This window comes from Lentzea sp., assembly GCF_036380075.1.
In the GTDB taxonomy this organism is placed as follows: domain Bacteria; phylum Actinomycetota; class Actinomycetes; order Mycobacteriales; family Pseudonocardiaceae; genus Lentzea.
Genome location: NZ_DASVFL010000176.1, coordinates 1 through 21,080 on the forward strand (window position 1 = coordinate 1; position 21,080 = coordinate 21,080).

At 69.3% G+C, this 21,080-nt stretch carries 21 protein-coding genes, 3 tRNA genes and 1 pseudogene; 21 read left to right on the top strand and 4 right to left on the bottom strand.

The features are described 5' to 3' along the window. Positions 1-209 precede the first annotated feature (209 nt). The 8 genes from VF330_RS19890 to VF330_RS19925 all read left to right on the top strand — a co-directional run bounded on the left by VF330_RS19890 (position 210) and on the right by VF330_RS19925 (position 6,470). The gene (locus VF330_RS19890) at positions 210-776 is read left to right on the top strand and encodes an HhH-GPD-type base excision DNA repair protein (protein ID WP_330853131.1); all 567 of its coding nucleotides are present in this window, start codon (positions 210-212) and stop codon (positions 774-776) included. A gap of 88 nt (positions 777-864) precedes the next feature. Continuing rightward, a complete protein-coding gene (locus tag VF330_RS19895; RefSeq protein ID WP_330853132.1) occupies positions 865-1,788 on the top strand; it encodes an esterase-like activity of phytase family protein in 924 nt (307 codons plus the stop codon). Between the two features lie 38 nt (positions 1,789-1,826). Continuing rightward, positions 1,827-3,209 carry a serine/threonine-protein kinase gene (locus tag VF330_RS19900; protein ID WP_330853133.1) on the top strand — a complete coding sequence of 461 codons (1,383 nt, stop codon included), beginning with the start codon at positions 1,827-1,829 and terminating at the stop codon, positions 3,207-3,209. A gap of 111 nt (positions 3,210-3,320) precedes the next feature. Further along, positions 3,321-4,031: an ABC transporter permease gene (locus tag VF330_RS19905; protein WP_330853134.1), complete on the top strand. Its 711-nt coding sequence runs from the start codon at positions 3,321-3,323 to the stop codon at positions 4,029-4,031. Further along, positions 4,024-4,821, top strand: a complete 798-nt coding sequence (locus VF330_RS19910) for an ABC transporter permease (protein ID WP_330853135.1) — start codon at positions 4,024-4,026, stop codon at positions 4,819-4,821. The genes VF330_RS19905 and VF330_RS19910 overlap by 8 nt, the downstream gene beginning before the upstream one ends. Beyond that, a complete protein-coding gene (locus VF330_RS19915; protein WP_330853136.1) occupies positions 4,818-5,798 on the top strand; it encodes an ATP-binding cassette domain-containing protein in 981 nt (326 codons plus the stop codon). The genes VF330_RS19910 and VF330_RS19915 overlap by 4 nt, the downstream gene beginning before the upstream one ends. Positions 5,799-5,835: 37 nt before the next feature. Beyond that, complete coding sequence (locus VF330_RS19920) at positions 5,836-6,183, top strand: hypothetical protein (RefSeq protein WP_330853137.1); 348 nt, start codon at positions 5,836-5,838, stop codon at positions 6,181-6,183. 95 nt (positions 6,184-6,278) lie between these two features. Next, positions 6,279-6,470: a DUF1918 domain-containing protein gene (locus VF330_RS19925; RefSeq protein WP_330853138.1), complete on the top strand. Its 192-nt coding sequence runs from the start codon at positions 6,279-6,281 to the stop codon at positions 6,468-6,470. Here VF330_RS19925 and VF330_RS19930 read toward each other — a convergent pair. Further along, positions 6,467-7,282: an inositol monophosphatase family protein gene (locus VF330_RS19930; protein WP_330853139.1), complete on the bottom strand. Its 816-nt coding sequence runs from the start codon at positions 7,280-7,282 to the stop codon at positions 6,467-6,469. The two genes, VF330_RS19925 and VF330_RS19930, sit on opposite strands and share 4 nt — an antisense overlap. A gap of 23 nt (positions 7,283-7,305) precedes the next feature. Further along, a complete protein-coding gene (locus tag VF330_RS19935; RefSeq protein ID WP_330853140.1) occupies positions 7,306-8,286 on the bottom strand; it encodes a malate dehydrogenase in 981 nt (326 codons plus the stop codon). A gap of 104 nt (positions 8,287-8,390) precedes the next feature. Here VF330_RS19935 and VF330_RS19940 point away from each other — a divergent pair, with 104 nt between their 5' ends. After that, complete coding sequence (locus VF330_RS19940) at positions 8,391-8,978, top strand: pentapeptide repeat-containing protein (protein ID WP_330853141.1); 588 nt, start codon at positions 8,391-8,393, stop codon at positions 8,976-8,978. Here the strand turns inward: VF330_RS19940 and VF330_RS19945 are convergent. Next, positions 8,964-11,534: a glycohydrolase toxin TNT-related protein gene (locus VF330_RS19945; RefSeq protein ID WP_330853142.1), complete on the bottom strand. Its 2,571-nt coding sequence runs from the start codon at positions 11,532-11,534 to the stop codon at positions 8,964-8,966. The two genes, VF330_RS19940 and VF330_RS19945, sit on opposite strands and share 15 nt — an antisense overlap. 225 nt (positions 11,535-11,759) lie before the next feature. On the opposite strand from VF330_RS19945, the gene VF330_RS19950 reads away from it, so the two are divergent. The 3 genes from VF330_RS19950 to VF330_RS19960 are packed head-to-tail and all read left to right on the top strand — an operon-like array spanning position 11,760 to position 13,814. After that, complete coding sequence (locus tag VF330_RS19950; protein WP_330853143.1) at positions 11,760-12,662, top strand: DMT family transporter; 903 nt, start codon at positions 11,760-11,762, stop codon at positions 12,660-12,662. After that, positions 12,659-13,507: a bifunctional methylenetetrahydrofolate dehydrogenase/methenyltetrahydrofolate cyclohydrolase gene (locus VF330_RS19955; RefSeq protein ID WP_330853144.1), complete on the top strand. Its 849-nt coding sequence runs from the start codon at positions 12,659-12,661 to the stop codon at positions 13,505-13,507. Before VF330_RS19950 ends, VF330_RS19955 begins: the two co-directional genes overlap by 4 nt. Before the next feature lie 13 nt (positions 13,508-13,520). Continuing rightward, positions 13,521-13,814 carry a DUF3017 domain-containing protein gene (locus tag VF330_RS19960; protein WP_330853151.1) on the top strand — a complete coding sequence of 98 codons (294 nt, stop codon included), beginning with the start codon at positions 13,521-13,523 and terminating at the stop codon, positions 13,812-13,814. Positions 13,815-13,823: 9 nt separating this feature from the next. Here VF330_RS19960 and VF330_RS19965 read toward each other — a convergent pair whose 3' ends face one another. After that, positions 13,824-14,399 (bottom strand): TetR/AcrR family transcriptional regulator, encoded by a 576-nt coding sequence (locus tag VF330_RS19965; protein ID WP_330853145.1) that lies wholly within the window; start codon positions 14,397-14,399, stop codon positions 13,824-13,826. Positions 14,400-14,473: 74 nt separating this feature from the next. Between VF330_RS19965 and VF330_RS19970 the strand changes: the two genes are divergently transcribed. The 9 genes and pseudogenes from VF330_RS19970 to VF330_RS20010 form a co-directional block, all read left to right on the top strand. Next, entirely contained in the window at positions 14,474-15,034 is a 561-nt protein-coding gene (locus tag VF330_RS19970) for a dihydrofolate reductase family protein (protein ID WP_330853146.1), read from the top strand. A gap of 262 nt (positions 15,035-15,296) precedes the next feature. Continuing rightward, positions 15,297-15,368 (top strand) — tRNA-Arg (locus VF330_RS19975). A 90-nt stretch (positions 15,369-15,458) separates the two neighbouring features. Beyond that, a tRNA-Arg gene (locus tag VF330_RS19980) sits at positions 15,459-15,530 on the top strand. A gap of 12 nt (positions 15,531-15,542) precedes the next feature. Continuing rightward, positions 15,543-15,605 (top strand) — tRNA-Asn (locus VF330_RS19985). 256 nt (positions 15,606-15,861) lie between these two features. Beyond that, the gene (locus VF330_RS19990) at positions 15,862-16,971 is read left to right on the top strand and encodes an IS110 family transposase (protein WP_330853147.1); all 1,110 of its coding nucleotides are present in this window, start codon (positions 15,862-15,864) and stop codon (positions 16,969-16,971) included. 48 nt (positions 16,972-17,019) lie between these two features. After that, positions 17,020-17,346, top strand: a complete 327-nt coding sequence (locus VF330_RS19995) for a DUF3024 domain-containing protein (protein WP_330853148.1) — start codon at positions 17,020-17,022, stop codon at positions 17,344-17,346. A gap of 242 nt (positions 17,347-17,588) precedes the next feature. Next, positions 17,589-19,355, top strand: coding sequence for a hypothetical protein (locus VF330_RS20000; RefSeq protein ID WP_330853149.1), 1,767 nt, complete (start codon positions 17,589-17,591; stop codon positions 19,353-19,355). Between the two features lie 13 nt (positions 19,356-19,368). Continuing rightward, a complete protein-coding gene (locus tag VF330_RS20005) occupies positions 19,369-20,433 on the top strand; it encodes a MoxR family ATPase (protein ID WP_330853150.1) in 1,065 nt (354 codons plus the stop codon). Then, positions 20,430-21,080: pseudogene (locus VF330_RS20010) on the top strand (hypothetical protein); the annotation flags it as partial. The gene VF330_RS20005 and the pseudogene VF330_RS20010, both read left to right, overlap by 4 nt.

A 21,080-nucleotide genomic window follows, 5' to 3' on the forward strand; every position in this document is an offset into this window, starting at 1 on the left:
GCGACGACGACCTGGACTTCGACGTGCCGCCCATGACGCCGGAGCAGTTCGTGCGGGAGATCGGCGACTGGCTGGCCGACGACCCGGCCACGGTGGACCGGGAGGCTTTGCGCGTGCTGGTGCGCCAGGTGGTGTCGGAGGTCCGGGTGGCCGGCGCGTAGCCCCGCACCGCTGAGCACCGCCGCAACACGCGTGCGAGCATTGCCGCCATGACCCGAACGGTGTGCCTCGCGCAGAACCCCGACGCGGACGCACTCCTCGCGTCGGACATGTTCGCCCTGCTCTTGGGCATGATGCTGGACCAGCAGATTCCCATGGAAAAGGCCTTCTCCGGCCCTAAGGTCCTGGCCGACCGCATGGGCGGCCTGGACGTGCACCGCATCGCCGAAGCCGACCCCGAGACCTTCGCAACGATCATGGCCACGCCGCCCGCCGTGCACCGCTTCCCCGGCTCGATGGCCAAGCGGGTGCAGGCGTTGTCGCAGTTCGTCGTCGAGCAGTACGACGGTGACGTCACGGGGATCTGGGCCGAGGCGGACGGCAGGACGGTGTTCAAGCGGCTCAAGGCGTTGCCCGGGTTCGGGGACCAGAAGGCCGAGATCTTCCTCGCCCTTCTGGGCAAGCAGTTCGGGGTCGTGCCGGAGGGGTGGCGGGAGGCCGCCGGGCACTACGGCGAGGACGGAAGCCGTCGTAGCGTGGCCGATGTGACCGACCAGAAGTCGTTGCTGGAGGTCCGCGACTTCAAGAAGGCCGCGAAGGCCGCCGCCAAGAAGTAGCACCGGCTGTTCATCATCTGGTTCGCTGGGCGCACGCCGTCAGCCCGAACGAGGTGCCATCGTGCCTCGGGAGAGAAGGGGCGTTGCGTTGCGCATCAAGACACTCGGCCTCGTCACGGTTCTCGCGCTCGGTCTGACCGTGACCCCGGCACAGGCCTCAGCTTGGCCCGGCGACTCGGCCGTCAGGACGGCTGACGCGTCCGGCGTGTTCGGCAAGAACCTCAGCGGGCTGTCGTTCGAGAGCTCGCAGGTCGTGTGGGCGGTGAAGAACAGCCCGTCCACGCTCTACCGGCTGACGCCTTCGGGCGGCACCTGGCAGATCAGCCAGACCAGGTCCCTCGCCTTCGCGGACGGGCGGGGCGATCCCGACGCCGAGGGTGTGGTGAGCACGCCGGACGGGCTCTTCGTCGTCTCCGAGCGGGACAACGACGACGAGGACGTCAGCGCGCCGACAGTCCTGAAGTACGGGACGTCCGGCATCGCCACAACCCAATGGCGCCTGCCGGGGATGCCGCAGACCGACCCCAACGACGGGCCCGAGGGCATCGCGTGGGTGCCGGACGTGTTCCTGACGAGCCAGAACTTCAAGGCCGACAACGGGAAGCTCTACGACCCGGCGGACTTCCCCGGCCACGGGACGGGGCTCGTCGCGGTCGGGCTCGAGGCGACCGGCGAGATCTACCTGTACGCCCTGCAGAGCGCCAAGGCGGTCCTGGTCGCGAAGTTCGCGAGCGGGCAGAAGCAGGTCATGGAGCTCGAGTTCGACGGCACGCAGCTGTGGGCGACGTGCGACGACCACTGCGACGGGCGCGCCACGACGTTCGTCATCAGCAGCGGCCGGTTCAAGCTCAAGAACACCTACGACCGGCCGGCGAAGCTGCCGAACGTGAACCTCGAGGGCTTCGCGATCTCGCCCGGCTGCGTCAACGGCAAGAAGCTGGTCCTCTGGTCGGACGACGACAACACCGACAAGCACGCTCTTCGCGGCGGCGCGGTGAACTGCACGGTCTGAGCGGAGGATTGTCGGGGTGCGGAACTAAGCTGCGGCGCGTGACCGCACCCCAGATCCCCGGCCTGTCCGACCTGAGACCGTTGGGCGCCGGCGGGTTCGCCACCGTCTACATCGCGCACCAGGCCCAGCTGCACCGCAACGTCGCGGTCAAGATCGACAACCGGGTGCTGGTCGACGAACGGGACCGGCACCGGTTCCTGCGCGAGGCGCGGGCGGCGGCGAAGCTGTCCGGGCACCCGCACGTCGTCGGGGTGCACGACGCGAACATCACCTCGTGGGGCACGCCCTACATCGTCATGGAGCTGTGCACGGGCGGGTCGCTCGCCGACCAGCTCGACAGCAACGGGCCGTTCCACCCCGAGCAGGTGCGCGACCTCGGCATCAAGCTCGCGGACGCGCTCGCCGCGGCGCACCACGAAGGGGTGCTGCACCGGGACATCAAGCCCGGCAACATCCTCGTCGACCGGTACGGCACGCCGAAGCTCGCCGACTTCGGGCTCGCGGCGCTGCTGGACGCGCAGGGCGGCAGCACGGTCACGCGGGACGCCCTGAGCCCCAGCTACGCGCCGCCCGAGGCGTTCGCGATGGCCGAACCGACGCCGCAGGCCGACGTCTACTCGCTCGCCGCGACGCTGTACACGTTGCTCGCGGGCAAGCCGCCTCGGCCGGTTCCGTGGCCCGTCAACAGCTTCGACCAGCTCGGCGAGATCCTGCGCCGTCCCGTGCCCGCCGTCGACGGGGTGCCGCCGGCGTTGCACGAGGCACTGGCGCGGGCGCTGCACCCGGACGCCAACCTGCGCACGCCCAGTGCGGCCCAGCTGCGCGACGAGTTGCGCGACCCGATGCGGCAGCCGACGGTGCCGGTCACTCCCCCGCCGCCCCGGCGCAAGCGGTGGCCGTTGGTCGCGGCCGCGGCCGGGGTCGTCCTGGCGATCGGCGCCGGCCTGCTCGTGTGGAACCTCGTCGGCAAGGACAAGACGACCGCCCAGGGCCCCGGTCCGCAGACGTCGCAGTCGCAGCCAGGTGGTTCCGAGGACGTGCCGCCGTTCCTCAAGAAGTGCGGCGAGACGTACTGCATCGACCAGTCGACGTGCTTCCGCGGTATCAACAACTTCGGCGGCATGCCCGCCGCCGCCCGCAAGGTCGGCAGCTGCTCCAACGAGCACTACTGGGAGGCGTTCGCGGGCGGCTGGCTCTCCGGTGAGATCCCGGCGGTCGACTCGGACGAGCTGGCGGCGTCGGCGGAGGTGAAGGACGTCTGCACGCCCGCCGCGATGAAGGCCAACACCCGGTCCACGGTCGACACGACCGGCTGGGAGATCACCGCGGTCGGGTTCAAGGACGGCACCCGCAACTACTTCCTCTGCCTCGCCGCTCAGCCGGAGGTGGGCGAGGTCGTGACCAGCGCGTTCGGCAAGTAGAAAATCCACTTGCGACAGTCACTAACGTAGGTCGACGTGCGTGTTCACGCCGATTTGATCATTGCCGGTTTCCGAAGGTACTCGACCTACCGCCAAGCGATGCTGGCCGGGATGACCACGAACGTGGTCTTCGGCCTGCTCCGGATCGCGATCCTCGCCGCCGCCCTCACCGCGGCGAACGGCGAGATCGCGGACTACGACATCGCTGCCACCAACACGTACGTCTGGATCGGGCAGGGGCTGCTCGGGTTCGTCCTGCTGTGGGGGAACAACGAGCTCGCCGAGCGAGTGCGATCCGGTGACGTCGTGGTAGACCTCTACCGACCCTGGCACCTCCAGACCGCGCTGCTGGCGCAGGACGTCGGCCGCGGCGGCTTCGCGCTGCTCACCAGGCTGGCTCCGCCGGTGGTGTTCGGCATGGTGCTGTTCCCATTCCAGTTCCCCGAGAACCCGTTGCGGTGGCCGCTGTTCCTGCTCAGCGCCACGATCGCGCTCGTGATCAGCTTCGGGGTGCGGTTCCTCGTGGAGGTCAGCGCGTTCTGGCTGCTCGACAACCGCGGGGTGTTCGCGTTCTGGAACGTCACGTCGGGCCTGCTGTGCGGGCTGACGGTGCCCGTCGCGTTCTTCCCAGGCTGGGCGCGGGACGTGCTGTGGCTGACGCCCTTCCCGGCGTTGCTGCAGGCGCCGATCGACGTGTTCCTCGGCCACGGAAGCACTGCGGAACTCCTGCTGTACCAAGCTTTCTGGGCCGTCGCGGTGCTCGCACTCGGCCATTTCGCGCTGCGCAGGGCCGAACGCAAGGTGGTGGTCCAGGGTGGCTGACCTCGTCTACCCCCGGCTCATCGCCGCGAAGCTCAGGAGCCAGCTCGTCTACCGCTCCTCGTTCGCGATCGACCTCGTCACCCAGGCCATCGCCCAGGGCACCGAGCTCGTCGTCATCCTGGTGCTGTTCACGCACGTCACCGCGCTCGGCGGGTTCAGCAGGGAAGAAGTGCTGCTGATGTACGCGTTCGCGGGCGCGGCGTTCGGGGTCGCGGACCTCTTCGCCGGGCAGCTCGACAACCTGCCGACCTACATCCGCACCGGCAGCTTCGACGTGCTGCTGATGCGGCCGTTGAGCACGTTGCCGCAGATCATGTGCTCCGACATCCGGCTCAGGAGGATCGGGCGCATCACCGGCGCGCTGGGCGTGATGGTCTACGCGCTCGCGCACGTCCCGATCGACTGGACGCCGGCCAGGATCGCGCTGGCCGTCGCGACACCGGTGGCGGGCGCGGTCATCTACAGCGCGGTGTGGGTGGTCGCGTGCTCGATCTGCTTCTGGATCGTCGAAGGGCGCGAGTTCGCCAACGCCGTCACGTACGGCAGCAACGCCTTCACGTCGTACCCGATCAACGTCTACTCGCGGCCGTTGCGCTGGCTGATGGCGTTCGTCGTACCGGGTGCGTTCGTGGCGTACTACCCGAGCCTCGCGCTGCTCGGGAAGCAGGACCCGCTCGGCCTTCCTGGCTGGGTCGGCTGGACATCACCGCTCGTCGCGGTCCTGGCGGCGGTCGTCGCCGGGTTCGTGTGGCGGTTCGCGGTCAGGCACTACCGGGGAACGGGATCATGATCGAGGTCAGGGAGCTCCGCAGGGAGTTCAAGGTCGCCACGTCGAAGGGCTTGCGCCGCAACTACAAGACCGTCACGGCGGTCGACGGCGTCACGTTCGGCGTCGAGGCGGGCGAAGCCGTCGGGTACGTCGGGCCGAACGGCGCCGGCAAGTCCACGACGATCAAGATGCTGACCGGGATCCTGGTGCCGACCAGCGGCCACCTCCGGGTGAACGGCGTGGACCCGTCGAAGCAGCGGCGCGATCTCGCGAGACGGATCGGCGTCGTGTTCGGCCAGCGCAGCCAGCTCTGGTGGGACCTGCCGCTGCAGGACAGCTTCGACCTGCTCAGGTCGATCTACCGGGTGCCGCCGCGCGACTACCGGACCCGCCTCGACGAGTGCGTCGAGCAGCTCGGTCTGCAGGAGACCCTGCTCACCCCCGTGCGTCAGCTCTCGCTGGGGCAACGGATGCGCGGCGAGATCACCGCGGCCCTGTTGCACGCGCCGGAGCTGCTGGTGCTCGACGAACCGACGATCGGCCTCGACCTGGAGTCCAAGGAACGCCTCCGCGAGTTCCTGGCGGACATCAACACCCGCCGCGGCACGACGTTGCTGCTCACCACGCACGACCTCGACGACATCGAACGCCTCTGCCCGCGGCTGATGGTGATCGACCACGGCCGGGTGCTCGCCGACGGCCCGCTGGACGAGCTGCGCGCCGAGGTCACCCCGGACCGCGAGCTCGTGATCGACCTGCGGGAACCCGGACCGGCGCCGGACGTCCCTGGAGTAACGGCGGTGCGCAGCGAGGCGGGAGGGCTGCGGCACCACCTCACCTTCAGGAGAGCGGAGACGACGGCGGCGCAGCTGATCACTCGGGTGGTGAGCCAGGTGGAGGTGCACGACCTGGCGGTGGTGGAGCCCGAGATCGACGACGTCATCCGCAAGCTCTACCAACGCCAGGCCCTGCAAGCGCCCACGTCGGTAGAGTCATGACCAACACAAACGGACACTTCGGGCAGAAGGAGAGCGAATGCGCCTACTCGGACCGCTGGCGGCAGCCGTCATCGCGTTGGGCAGCCTGACGGCCTGCGACACGATCCAGGACGTCAGCAACACCGCGGACAAGGTCAAGCTGTGCGCCGACGCGATCCAGCTGGTGGGTTTCTCACCGGACATGAGCGACCCGCAGAAGGCGCTGGAGGACACCCAGGCCAAGGCCAAGGAGCTCGAGAACCTCGCGAACTCCGCGCCCGACGAGCAGGTGAAGAAGGCTCTCGAAGAGGCGGCCAACGGCATGCAGAACGTCGGCTCGGCGGCGGACTGGGTGCAGCAGAAGGCCGACCTCGTGGCGAAGGTTTCCTCGGCCTGCGGCGGATGAGCACTTGAGCCCTGTTGCGCAACTCCGGTGGCGGCCTAGGCTTTGACGCGTTCATCGCGCAGGCCTCGGCCGCACACCGGAGGTGTTGCAGCACCATGCAAGCAACAGTGGGTGACAGGCTCCACGTCCACAGCCGTTCGATCGGTCTCGAAGAACGGCTGGGCGAAATCCTCGAGGTGCGCGGGAGCGACGGCCACCCGCCGTACCTCGTGCGCTTCAACGACGGGCACGAAGGTCTGGTGTTCCCCGGACCCGACTGCGTCGTCGAGTCGCGGGGCACCGTCTAGCTCTCCAGTACCGTCGCGATCAGCTCCTCGGCCAGCTGGGGAGTCGCTGCCGCCACGCCCGACCACCGGTGGGTCAGGTCGGGCTCGAACGTGAACGGCCGCCCGTGCAGGTCGACCAGCACGCCGCCCGCGGCCGGCACGGTGACGAGCGCCGTCGCGAGGTCCATGATCCGGTGCGTGTCACTGCCTGGATCGATGAAGGCGTCGACCGTTCCCTCGGCGACCAGCATGGTCTCCAGGCACGTCGTGCACAGCACGCGGATGCGGTCGGCGCGGTTCGCGACACGCAGCCACGCCTCCTGAGTGCCGGTCTTCGGCCGCATCAGGCACACGGACGCACCGTCGAGCGTCGTGCGGCCAGTGGTGCGGAACGCCGTGGGCACTCCTGCGCGCGCGTGCCACGCACGGCCCGTGTCGAACCACGTCGTGAGGGCTTCTTTCGCCGTGCCGTCTTCCACGAGCGCACCGGCGAAGCAGGAGAGAGGAACGCCGAACGCGGCGTTCGCGGACCCGTCGACCGGGTCGATGACCAGGGTGATCGAGGAGCCGTTGTCGACGAACCCGGCTTCCTCGGACAGCAGGTTCACGCGACTGCGGTGGATCGACTCCAGGATCGCGTCCTCGACGATGCGGTCGACGCGCATCGTCGGTGTTCCGTCGGCGCCGTCCGCGACTTCTTCACGGAGCTCGACGCGGGTGTGCAGTGATCGGGCGCGTCCGTACGCCGCGGACGCCGCACGGGCGGCGTCGGCGAGCGCGGGATGCACGTCGTTGGAGAGCTGTGGCGGGGGCACGTCCCATGAAATGCGCACGTGCCCCACCCTGCCACGGGAACTCAGATCAGGCCGAGGCCCTTGACCGCGTCGCGCTCCTCGACAAGCTCGGCCACGGAGGCGTCGATGCGGGCGCGCGAGAACTCGTCGATCTCCAGGCCCTGGATGATCTCGTAGGAACCACCCGAGGTGCGCACGGGGAACGAGGAGATGATGCCCTCGGGCACGCCGTACGAGCCGTCCGACGGGATGGCCATCGAGGTCCACTCGGTGCCGTTGACCCAGTCGTAGATGTGGTCGATCGCGGCGTTCGCGGCCGAGGCGGCAGAGGACGCGCCACGGGCCTCGATGATCGCGGCGCCGCGCTTGGCGACGGTCGGGATGAAGTCGTTCTCGAGCCACGCCTGGTCGTTCACGGCCTCGGCGGCGGTCTTGCCACCGACCTTGGCGTGGAACAGGTCCGGGTACTGGGTGGCCGAGTGGTTGCCCCAGATCGTCATGTTCTCGATGTCGGTGACCGCGACGCCGAGCTTCTTCGCGAGCTGCGACAGGGCGCGGTTGTGGTCCAGACGCGTCATCGCGGTGAAGCGCTCGCGCGGGACGTCCGGCGCGTGCTGCTGGGCGATGAGGGCGTTGGTGTTGGCCGGGTTGCCGACCACGAGCACCTTGACGTCGTCCGCGGCGCCGGCGTTGATCGCCTCGCCCTGCGGCTTGAAGATGCCGCCGTTGGCCTCGAGCAGGTCGCCGCGCTCCATGCCCTTGGTGCGGGGGCGGGCGCCGACGAGCAGGGCCACGTTCACGCCGTCGAACGCGGTCTTCGCGTCGTCGGTGATCGTGATGCCCTTGAGCAGCGGGAAGGCGCAGTCGTCGAGCTCCATCGCGGTGCCCTCGGCGGCCTTGAGCGCCGGGGTGATCTCCAGCAGGCGCAGGTTGACCGGGGTGTCCGGGCCCAGCAGGTGGCCGGAAGCGATGCGGAAGAGCAGTGCGTAGCCGATCTGGCCGGCCGCACCGGTGACAGTGACGTTCACGGGCGTGCGGGTCATGAGCCTTCCCGAATGACGGTCCTCGTTGACGTCGGGCAGGTCGCCCGGCGACCCGCACGTTACCAACACGGGGACTCTGCGAGAGTGTGAGAGTGGACAACCCGGTGGAAGAGGTCGGAGAGGACTACTCCGACGCCAACCTGCCTGATCAGCAGTGGGAGAAGCGCTCCTTCACGGACTGCGACTTCACCGAGGCCGATCTCCGCTCGCTCGTCACGGCGGGTTGCACGTTCACCCGCTGCGACTTCACCCGGACGGATCTCGGCGAGTCCCGCCACCACGCGACGGCGTTCCGGCAGTGCACCTTCGACCGCACGGTGCTGACCCGGTCGTCGTTCGCGTCGTGCAGCCTGATGGGGTCGAACTTCGTCGACTGCGTGCTGCGGCCGGTCACGTTCACCGAGGTGGACTTCACGCTGGCGTCGTTCGTCCGCGCGCCGCTGTACGACCTGAAGCTGGGCGGTCAGCGGTTACGCGAGACGAACCTCAGCGAGGCCGACCTGCGCAACACCGACCTCAGCGGCGCGGACCTGATGGGCGCGCGGCTGCTCGACGCCAAGCTGGAGGGCGCGGACCTGCGCGGGGCGAAGATCGACGCGAACGGGCTCCGGCAAGCCAAGCTCGCCGGAGCCCTGATCGACGTCGACACGGCGATCGCGTTCGCCGCCGCCTACGGCCTAGTGGTCGGATGAACCCGTGATCTCCACGAGCACTCCGTCCGCCACCATCTCCTCGATCGCCTTCGGCAGCAGGTAGGCGGTGCCGCCGCCCGGCTGCTCGAACCACGGCACCGCGACACCGCTGAGCACCTCGAGCGGCCGGCGCAACCGGTACACGCGGTACGGGCGGTTGATCCACGACGGCACGAGGCTGCGTTCCGGGAACGGCGTGCCCGCCACGTAGACGAGGTTGCCCTTCTGGTCGCCGTAGCGGTCGATCTCGGTGCCCGCCGGCAGCTCGAACATCTGCTTGTGGCGGAACAACGTCAGCGGCGGCTCACCCGCCAGCGGCGAGATCGGGAACTTCCGCTTCGACGGCTCCTCCTGCGCGACCGCGGCGGCCACCGGGGACGGTGCCGGAGCGGGGGCAGGCACCTGGGGCGGCGGGGCCTGCTGGACCTTCGTCGGAGCCTGCTGCGCCTGCGGTGGCATCGGCGGGCGCGGCGGCGGCACGGGACGGCGCGGCTCTTCGCGGAAGCCGTTGGTCATCGGCCGCGGCGGGGGCGGCTGCTGCTGCGGCGCGCGCTGGATCGTGCGGAAGTTGCCCAGCACGAGCCTGCCGACCAGGTACGCCGAGGCGTCCTCGACCTTGTCGAACCGCACCGGGTTCTTCGGGCCCTGGTCGAACCAGCACACCTCCCAGCTGTCGCCGTCGAGGCGCAGCGTCCAGGTGCGGTCGGCCGGTTCGCCGATCCGGTACACGCCGTGCGGCACGCTCAGGTCGTCGAGCGCGCGCCGGGTGCCCGCCAGGTCGCGGTCCTCCTCCGGAGTGACCTGCCGCGGCGGCCTGACCGGTTCCGGCTCGGGTTCGGGCTCGGGTTCCGGCTCCGGCTCCGGCTCGGGTTCCGGGTCCTTGAACAGCGCGGCGTCGAACTGGGTCGTCTCCTCCACGCGGGCGGGTGCGGGCACCACGACCGGCGCGGGCTCGGCGACGGGTTCCTGCTCCGGTTCGAAGTGGGAGTCGAGCTGCGCGTCGAAACGCGACTCGAACTCCTCGTCCTCGGCGTCGAACTGCGACTCGAACGACGTCGTGGACTCGATCTCGTCCTCGGGCGCCAGGTCGGGCTCGTCGTCGGCGACGGGGACGACCGGGTGTTCCTCGGTGACCTCGGCCGGGCTCTCCAGCGGCTCGTCGAGGACCGGGCTCCAGGCCATCGTGTCCTGCATGGCGTCGCGCGGGTGGTCCTCGCCGTCGGCCACCAGGTGGTCCGTGAGCTCCTCCTCGCGCTGGTGCGTGAGGAGCTCCGGCTCGCGGTGGTGCGTGAGGAGCTCGGGCTCGTCCGGCCCCGCGGTGGGGATCTCGGCTTCCTCGGGAACGTCCACGACGGGACGTTCGTCCTCGGCGTCCTTTTCGTTCACGACCTCCGCGACCGGTTCCGGCTCGTCGAAGTCGTCCGGGTGCGGGGCGAAGAGATCCATACCTGCGCCGTACGTGTCGCGCAGGCGCCGCTCGTCGACGTGGTCGGGAACGCCGTCGGAGTCGAAAACCACTCGATAGGGTGGTCCGTCGCCGGCCAGCGGGGGTGACGCGACCGCGATCGTGGCGCCGAGGTCCTCCGGCTCGGGTTCGGCCTTCTGCCGTTCGGCGACGACCGAGGGCGGCTCGGGGATGAGCGGCCCGAAGTCGTACTCCTCTTCCTCTTCCTGCTCGTCCTCGAACTTCGGCGCGGTGACGAACTGCGTCTCCTCGGCCTGCGGTTCGGGTTCCCGCTGCGGTTCGGGCTGCGGTTCGGGCTTGGCCTGGGGCTTCGGCTGGGGCTCGGGCGGCGCCGGCACCACGGTGCCGGGAGGCGCGGCGGGAGCACCGAGGTTCGCGGCGGCGGCGAGCCTCGACTCCTCGGAGACGTCGGGCAGCCCGAAGGCGGCGGCACGGGCGCGCTCGACCAGCTCCGGTTCGGGCGGCACGCCGTACTTGCGCAGGTAGTAGGTCAGGCCGACGGGCCAGATCCACACGCCGTCGGTCTGGAACCCGGACGGCACCACCAGCGGCGACTCGGGGTGCAGCACGTCGGCGTCGAAGCCGCGGCCGGCCACGGCGACCGGCGCGTTCGACAGGTACGCGAGCAACGGCGCGACCTCGGCCTCCGGCACCGGCGGCCGGTTGACCGACGGACGGCCGTTCGGCCCGGCGCCGTCGAACACGCGGGCCGTGCGGAACACCGGCGTCGGCGGGCTCAGCCTGCGGCGCAGCCAGTCGGGGACGTTCTCCTCGACGCGCGGGAAGTACCGCATCTCGTCGACGTAGGCCTGGTGCGGAGGAGGCGTCTGCCAGCTCGGCTCGGCGCGGTCGAAGTCGAGGTTGTAGCTCGACGGGTGGTCGAGCTGGTAGCGGGCGTTCGTCCAGCTGCCCCGGCCCTCGCGGTGCATGCCGGCGCGCAGCCGCGCGAACAACGTCGTCACGTCCTGCGGCGGCGCCCACGCGTGCGAGGAGCCGTCCTGCAGTCGCAGCTCGGCCTCCAGCTCGAAGTACCGGCCGGTGGCGCGGTACTGCGCGATCACGCTGCGCCAGTCCTCTGGAGCGGCCCGCATGAGAGTCAGGCCGATCTGCTTAACCAGAGCGTCCTGCTCGGTAGGGTTCAACGGCTTCGGCTCGGACACGCCAACATCTTCCCCCGCAACTCGCCGGATCGCACACGTCCCCCGCCACTGCGCCGAACGGTGGAGGCCCGACCATAACGTGGTGCGGGCGCAAGGTTAAAGCTGATCAAGAACACCCTCGTCCGGGCTGGAGGAGCATTGTCGCGGTCTGCGCAGGTGACCGGAGGTCTGCTGGCGGCGGCGGGCGGGGTGGCGATCGCGGTCCAGGCGCGGGTCAACTCCTCGCTCGCGGAGTCGTTGCACAACGGGCTGCTGGCGGCGCTGGTCTCGTTCGCCGGAGGGTGGTTCGTGCTGCTCGCGGTCGTCCTGTCGCGACGGTCCGGGCGGGACGGGCTGCTGCGGCTGCGCGCCGCGCTGGCGCACCGCCGCATCCGGTGGTGGGAGTGCGTCGGCGGGATCAGCGGTGCCGTCCTCGTGGGCTCGCAGGGGCTCGCGGTCGCGACGATCGGTGTGGCGGTGTTCACGGTCGCGGTGGTGATCGGCCAGGTCGTGAGCAGCATGGTCGTGGACAACCTGGGCGTCGGGCCCGGTGAGCCGAAGCCCGTTACGAAGACACGTGTCGTCGGCGCCGCCGTGGGTGTCATCGCCGTCACGATCGCGGTCTCTGACCGGTTCACGTCGCCCGGCGCGTTATGGCTCGCGGTGCTGCCGTTGGTCGCGGGTCTGCTGATGGGCTGGCAGCAGGCGGTGAACGGGCTGGTGCGCGAGGCGGCGGACAACTCGGCCGCGACGATCCTGGTGAACTTCTCCGTCGGCACGGTGGCGTTGGCGCTGGTCAACGCCGTGACGTGGAGCGGGGTGCCCGGCGCGTTCCCGTCCGACCCGTGGCTGTACGTCGGCGGGTTGCTCGGCATCCTCGGCGTGGGCGGGGCGATCGTGTCCGTGCGGTTCATCGGCGTGCTGATGGTCGGGTTGTGCGGCGTGAGCGGTCAGCTCCTCGGCGCCGTGCTGCTCGACGCGGTGAGCGGGCACCTGGCGCTGACGACGGCCGTGGGCGTGGTGCTGACGCTGGTGTCGGTGGGCGTCGCGGCGCTGCCCAGTGGGAGGATGAGGCCGTGACTGCGACGCTGCTCAACGGCAACGAAACCCGGAACGCGCTGTTCGAGGACCTCAAGGCGCGGGTCGCCGCGCTGCCCGGCTCGGTCGGTCTGGCCACCGTCCTGGTCGGCGACGACCCCGGCTCGCACTCGTACGTGAAGGGCAAGCACCGCGCGTGCGAGAAGGTCGGCATCTCCTCGATCCGGCGCGACCTGCCCGAGTCGACCACGCAGGAGGAGCTGGAAGCCGTCATCGACGAGCTGAACGCCAACCCCGAGGTCACCGCGTACATCGTCCAGCTGCCGCTGCCCAAGCACCTGAACGCGAACGCGATCTTGGAGCGCATCGACCCGGCCAAGGACGGCGACGGCCTGCACCCGGTCAACCTCGGCAAGCTCGTGCTCGGCGAGGAGGCGGCGCTGCCCGCGACCCCGCGCGGCATCGTGGAGCTGCTGCGCCGCTACGAGGTGCCGATCTCGGGCGCCCAGGTCACCGTCGTCGGCCGCGGCGTCACCGTCGGCCGCCCGATCGGCCTGCTGCTGACCCGCCGCTCCGAGAACGCCACCGTGACGCTGTGCCACACCGGCACCAAGGACCTGGCCGCCGAGGTGCGCCGCGCGGACATCGTGATCGCGGGCGCCGGCAGCCCCGGCCTGATCACCGCGGACATGGTGAAGCCCGGCGCGGCCGTGGTCGACGTCGGCATCACCCGCACCGAGGCGGGTCTCGTCGGCGACGTGGCTCCCGAGGTCCGCGAGGTCGCGGGCTGGCTCGCCCCGATCCCCGGCGGCGCCGGCCCGATGACCGTCGCGATGCTGCTCACCAACACCGTCGAAGCCGCCGAGCGCGCGCATGCAGCGGTCTGACGCGCAGGCGCTCATGGGCGAGCAGCGCTGGCGTTCCGGTCCCGGCAAGCACCTGCCGTTCGCGCTGGTGCTCGGGATCGGCGTGCTGGGGCTGGTGCGGATCTTCCAGTACCACTGGCGGCAGGGCGCGGTCCTGCTCGGCGTGGCACTGCTGGTCGCGGCCGTGCTGCGGATCCTCGTCACGGACGAGCAGGCGGGCCTGATCAAGATCCGCGGCCGCGGCATGGACGCGTTCCTCTACTCGACGCTGGGCGTCGTGGTGATCGCCGTGGCGCTGACGATCACCGGTGGCCCGCTCAGCCGTTAGTCCGGCTTCTCAGACCGGCCCGATCGCGCGGTCGACGAGGACCTCGACGAGTTCGTCGAGGTCCATCGGCTCGACGACGCCGGGCAACGTGAGCCGTTCGTAGATCAGTCCCGTCATCGCGAAGTAGAGCGACACGACGGTCATCCGGTCGCCCGGCAACGCCGACTCCTCGTTGAACGCGACGTTGGCCTCGATGTTCTCGGCGATCGTCCTGGTGAGCGCCTCGCGGATCCCGGGCCTGCGCGTGGCCTCCAGCCGCAGCTCCATCATCGCGAGGTAGCAGGCCTTGTCGGCGTCCGCCCGCCTGATGATGTCGTGCATGAACTTCACGGTCAGCGACCTGTCGCGCGGCAGGGCCAGCGACTCCGCGACCGACTCGTCCGACGGCATGAGCCGGTCGTGCACCCGCGTCATGACCTCCGACATGAGCTCGTCGCGGTTCGCGAAGTAGTTGGACGCCGTGCCCGCCGGCACCCCGGCCTTCGCGTCGATCGCGCGGTAGGTCAGCCCCCGCGCCCCCTCCTCGGCCAGGACGTCGACCGCCGCGTCGAGCAGTGCCGTTCGCCGTGCCTCGTTCCGGACCACTCATACCTCCTTGACAACCACTACATCCATAGTACTACGGTTGTCGTGGTTGAACTACCGAGGGGATCTTCCAGATGCGAAAGCTCGTGTACTACGTCGCCGTCACGCTGGACGGTTTCATCGCCGCCGAGGACGGCACCTTCGACGGCTTCATCTTCGAGGGCGACCACATGGCCGGCATCAACGCCGTGTACCCGGACACCGTGCCCACCCAGTTCCGCGAGGCGGTGGGGCTCCAGGACGCGCCGAACCCGAACTTCGACACGGTCCTGATGGGCCGCCACACCTACCAGGTGCCCGGCGGGCCGGCCTCGCCGTACGCGCACCTGCGCCAGTTGGTCGTGTCGACCTCGCTGACCGGCACCCCGCCCGACGTCGAGGTGATCAGCGCGGACGCCGCCGGCCGCGTGGCCGCCCTGAAGGAGGAGGACGGCCTGGACATCTGGCTGTGCGGCGGCGGCAAGCTGGCCGCCGAGCTCCTGCCGCAGATCGACAAGCTCCTGCTCAAGATCCACCCGGTGGCGTTCGGACGCGGCATCCCGCTGTTCGACGGAAAAGCCGGCCTCACCACGTTCCGCCGCACCGACGCCCAGCTGTTCGAGAGCGGCGTTTCCTTCATGACTTATGAACGCTGATGAGAAAATGATTGACGGCGGCCGAGCGGGCCAGCAATACTCGTACCACACCAAACCGAAGGGAAAAGCCATGACGAGCCACGAGATGCGAGGCCGGCACATCGCCCGCGCCACCGCGTGCGTGCGCCCGTCGGGCCGACCCGCCCTGCGGCGACCGTTCGTGCAGGTGAGCTCCTTGTAGTGGCCAGACCCAGGTCACCACAGGGAGCCGCCCCTCGGGAAACCGAAGGGCGGCTCCTTTTCTTTGCCGTGCATTTATTCCGCCCCTGTAGCTCAATGGAGAGAGTGCGGCGCTACGAACGCCGAGATTCAGGTTCGACTCCTGGCAGGGGCGCTGACGGATGCGAGGGAGACGGAAACCCGCCTCATTCGGGTTGAGGAAAACCCGCGTTCGACTCGCGGGCATCCGACTGTTTTTGCGCACACCTCCGTGGTCCAGTGGACACGACACCGGCCTCCGAAGCCGGAGACGCAGGTTCGACTCCTGCCGGGGGTACGCGTCCTCTGAGGTGCTGCCGGCAGCACGCCCGACTGTTACGCGGGAGGACCAGGTTCGAGTCCTGTCGCTCCAATGTCAGTCTGGTCGTGCCGCCTTCGTGGTGGCCCACGATCCGGCGGTGGGTTGACTCGTTCCCGTGCTGTCGCCTCGCGGTGGCCGGAGTAGTGGTCGATCCAGTGCTGGTGTGGTGCAGTACCGGCCGGTGGTGGGCTGACTCTTTTCCGTGCTGTCGCCGTGAGGTTGACATGGTCTTGTCATGTCGCCCACCGCCGTGTCGGGCAGACCGGTGTGGCTTGATTGGAGCGTGGGTTCGTCCCTTGATTGAGGCATGTCCACCGGTCCTGTCAGCGCGTTGTTCCTGATCGCGGACTTGGAGGACGGGCATATGGTGATCATCGGAGTGGACCCGCACAAAGACGTTCTGGTCGCTGTCGCGGTGAACGGCAACGGCCGCCAGCTCGACTCGACTGACGCCCCGGCCCGGCCGCGCGGCTTCAAGGCTTTGCTCGCGTGGGCGGGCCGCTTCGAGCAGCGGACGTGGGCGGTGGAGGACGTCCGGCACGTCGCGGGCGGGTTCGTGCGGTTCCTGCTCGCCGCGGACGAACACGTGGTGTGGGTGCCCACGCAGATGAGCTCGAGTCACCGCAAGAAGCTGCGGGCCTCGGGCAAGTCCGACCCGATCGACGCGCTGGCCTGCGCCCGCGCCGCCCTGGCCGAGGACCTGCCGGCCGCGGTCGCCGACACCGAGACGCGCAGTGTGAAGCTGCTGCTCGACCACCGTGAGGACCTGGTCGGCGAGATGGTGCGCATATGCAACCGGCTGCGCTGGCACCTGCACGACCTGGACCCCGACTTCGCCGCCACCGTCCCGGCCCGCAAGCTGCACCGTCCCAAGTGGAACACCTACGTGACCGAGTTCCTGTCGGCGTTGGACGGCAGTGTGTCCGTCGCGATCTCCGTGGAGTTGATCGGCCGGATCGAGGAGCTGGCACGGCGCGCCGCCCAGCTGGAACGCGAGCTCGAGAGCCTGCTGGTGATCCACGCACCCCAGCTGCTGTCCCTGCCCGGCTGTGGGCCGCTGTCCGCGGCCAGGATCGTGGCCGAGACCGGCGACGTGCGCAGGTTCCCCACCGCCGCGACCTACGCGATGCACACCGGCACCGCACCCATCCCCGCCTCCTCCGGCAACACCGAACGGGTCCGGCTCAACCGCGGCGGCAACCGCCGGCTCAACGCCGCCCTGCACCGCATCGCGATCACCCAGAAACGCATGTACGAACCCGCCCGCACCTACCTCGACGCCCGCCGCGCCAAAGGCAACAGCAACACCGAGGCCGTCCGCGCGCTCAAACGCCACCTCGCCCGCCGCGTCTACACCCTGCTCCGCAACGGCCCGCACACTCTTCACCAGCCAGGCGAGAACACCATGGCAGCCTGAACACGGTCGGCCAGGAGCCGGCGGCCGTGCTCTGCGAGCATCGATGTCATGGCCGTCCCGGACACCCACCTGCGTCAGATCGCCCGCTGGTGCGAGCAACGCATCCCCGCGCACGCCCTGCACCAGGTGCGCGTCGAGTACACCGTGCGCGGATCCAACGTGACCATCCTGGAAGTCCGTGCGCCCTGGCGTGACGACTTCGGACCCGAGTGGACCCGGCGACCGGTGGCGCAGCTGCGCCACGACGGCACCCGCTGGTGGCTGTACTGGCCCGACCGCAACACCCGCTGGCACCTGCTCGAAGACGTACCCGCACACACCTCGCCCGCCGCACTGCTCGACGTCATCGACGAGCCCCACCGCGCGTTCTGGTGACCAACCACGCGAACCAAGCTTGACATTGAGGCAGGGGAACTCAATGTCATTTGATTGACAACCGGCTCGCGAGCTTGTTCGCGGAGCAAGACTGTTGGGCATGTCAGCCCACCACGGCGGTACCTAGGTCGCGATCTTCCAACCATCGAGCGTTGTGCGTCATCTGACCTGGTGGGACAACTGGATGATCTGGTACTCGACGGACCGGCAGGTCGTGTCGCGTCGTGGGAGGGGACTGGCTCGTGCCACTTGCGCCGACAGAGCACCGGACCATCGTCACCGTCGACATCGCGGACTTCACCAACGACCAGCGGAGGGCTTTCCACCTGTCCGACGTGCGAGACGGCATGTACGCCGTGCTCCGCCGGGCGTTCGACGGCGTCGGGATCGACTACGAGGGGTGTGAGAAGGAGGACCGCGGCGACGGTGCGTTGATCCTCGTCCCGCCCACCTTCCCCAAGAGCGAGCTCGCCGACAAGCTGCCCGAGCGCCTGCTCTCCGAGATCCGCCGCTTCAACTCCACCAGGGTCCCCGAGGCCAGGATGAAGCTGCGGGTGGCGGTGCACGCCGGCGACATCCGCAAGGACGACCACGGCTGGATCGGCGTGCCCGTCAACGTGGCGTTCCGGATCCTGGACGCCCAGGACGCCAAGGTGGCGTTGCGGCACTCCGAGAGCCTGCTGGCGATCGTCGTCTCGGACCACTTCTTCACCGAGGTGATCTCACAGGACCCCGGCACGGCGCCCGAGTCGTACCGCCAGGTCGAGGTGATGATCAAGAGCTTCAAGGGCCACGCGTGGCTGCGCCTGCACGGCGGTGAGACCGCCGGGACGAGCCGCCATCCGCCGATGGCCGAGCGCGACGAGTCGGTGGTGCTGCCCCTCAACCCGGACGAGGAGCTCAAGGAGCTCCACAGCTGGCTCATCGAGATCGAGACACCGCACCTGCCGATGCTCGTCAGTCGCGCCACCGGATCGGCCGCGCCCGTCCGCCCCTTCGGCTCCGCGTGGGACGCCTACCTCCACGTGTGCGACTTCAACGCCGGCCCTGACGGCGTCCCCCCGGCGGTCCTGTTCGTCCAGCTGGTCGCCCAGGAGGTCGGTGGTGACGCCGGCGTCCGCCTCACGGACTGGGTCGAGCAGAACGCCCGCAAGCTGAGACGGACGAGCGCCCTGGAGGAGCACCGCGAGACGCGGCTGTCGATCCGGGCGGAACCGCACCTGCACCTGGTGTTCGAGATCAAGCAGGACCCCATCGACCCCGACCGGTGCCTCCTCAGCTCGTGGCGCCAGGACGACCCCCTCGACTGGCCGCCGAAAAGCGGTGGGATTCACGAGCTGAGCATGGACGACCTGGAATACCGGGTGGACGAAGTGATCATTCAGGCCGAGGGCACGTGGTCCGACCAGGCCGTGCCGGTGACCCTGGAATTCATGCTGACCCGCCAGCTGCTTCAATTGCCGATCTACTCCTGGCGCAAGGAACACGGCTCCGGAGATCCACGCCCTCTTGTGCTGGACTACAACTTGATCTTTCGTTCACTCGAAAGAATGCAATCGAAACACTGGCATCGTGCCTGGCGCGTGCGCTGGGACTCTATGCTGGAGAACCCTGCCGTGGAGCGAATTCACTCAGTTGGAGCATCACAGCCGGGGGACAATCCGATCGACGCCGTGCTGAGTGATTCCAGATGGATTGGGCTGGTAATGGACAAACCGCCATCCGCTCGTCCTGAGCCGCGCACCGCACCGGAGTGCCTGACGGCAGCCTTGAGAGCAGGTCTGCCGGTGATCCTGTGGCATCCGACGGCCACCTCCGAGGACCTGCGCGAGCTCGTCGGCCGCCTGGCCGGCGGCCCCGGTGGCGTGCTGGACCTCCCGGAGCAGCGCAAGGCGGCCCATCTGTCCTCCGCCGCGGACGATCTCGTGCGCGACCTCGTGGTGCTGTGGGACGACCCGACCAGGACCTTCGTCTTCGACCAACCGTCGTCACACCCGGCCGGACAGTGAAGGGGCAGGACGGATGAGCGCCGAGGAGCCGAGAACAGACACCGACGAGGCGCCTGCCTGGTGGGTCTACCGGGGAACAGGACGTCCCATGTACGACATCGACCTGACGCAGATCCTGCCCCCGCCCCCGCCCTGGAGGGACTACGGAGGCGTCCTGCCCGCCTCGGACGGCCCTTCGCCGGAGGACGACGGCGAGGCGATCCGCCGCCTGGGCTCGGAGTTCCACCTGACCGAGCAGCACATCGACCCCCACGAGCTCGACATGGTCAACGCGAGCCTGTACCTCCGCCGTCCGCTGCTGCTGACCGGGAAGCCGGGTGTCGGCAAGTCCGCGCTGGCGTACCGCATCGCCCGGGAACTGCGGCTGGGCCGCGTGCTGAAATGGTCGATCTCGACGCACACGACACTGGAATCGGGGCTTTACCGCTATGACGCCATCGGCAGGCTGCAGGCAGCCGCCGCGGGTCAGCAACAAACCGGTCCGGTGAAAGATCTGCCCATCGGCGATTTCCTGCGACTGGGCCCGTTGGGAACCGCATTCCTCCCCAGGAGACTGCCGCGCGTCCTGTTGATCGACGAGCTGGACAAAAGCGAGTCGGACCTCCCCAACAACCTCCTGAGCATCTTCGAGGACGGGGAGTTCGTCATCGACGAACTGGCTCGCGTGCGCCATTCGGCGCGCGAGATGACAGTGCACACGTCCGATCCGAACGTGACGGCGACCGTGACCGACGGACGCGTCAGGTGCTACGCGTTCCCCATCGTCATCATGACGAGCAACGGCGAGCGCGAATTCCCTCCGGCATTTCTCCGCCGAGCGCTGCAGCTGGAAATAAAAGACCCCAGCGTCGAACAGCTGGCGGCGATGGTCGCCAACCACCTCCTGGATCCGGACGGCCGGCACCGCGACAGGCTGGTGCACGAGTTCGTCGAGAAGAGCCGCTCGGAAGGCGGAATTCCCGCGGACCGCCTCCTGGACGCCGTCTACCTGGCGACCTCGGGCGCCTACAAACCGGACGGCGTCGCGTGGCCCCGGCTGATCGACTCGCTCTGGCACCGCCTGACGACGGGCAGATGACCATGGGTACGCCCAACGGCGCCCCCGGACCCCCTGGCAACCGAGGCAGGACCCGAACCACCGAAACAGCGCAGCCCGACAGCGCCGAGCTGGTCGTCGACGACCTCGACTGGGCCGAACTGGGAGACATCGTCTGGCTGGCCTCCGCAGTCCAGTCCACCCACCGCGAACGCACACCGCCCGCCACTCCCGAGCCGCGGCACGTGGAACCTCCAGAACCGGAGGACACCGAACCGCCGCCCGCCACCCTCGAGCCGGAACGAGAACCACCCGCCCGCGCGACTCCACCGGCCGTCGCTCCCGAACCAGCCACCACGCCGCCGCCGAGGACCGCGGTGCACGCGGAGCTCGCGGCCGTACCCGAGCTCCTCACGCCGTCCGGCAACGGCGAACACGTCGGCAGCGCCCCGTTGATCGACTCACTCGGGTGCTTCCGAGCTCTGCGGCCGCTGAAACGCGAGACGCGCTCTTGGCGCGACGACGCGATGGTGTTGGACGAGCACAAAACCGCAGACCAGGTCGCGCAGACCGGCCGCTGGTGGCCGGTGACGAAGCCGCAGACGGAGAAGTGGCTCGACCTCACGCTCGTCGTCGACCGCAGCCCGCTCATGACGCTGTGGCAGGCGCAGGTCGACGACTTCACCGAG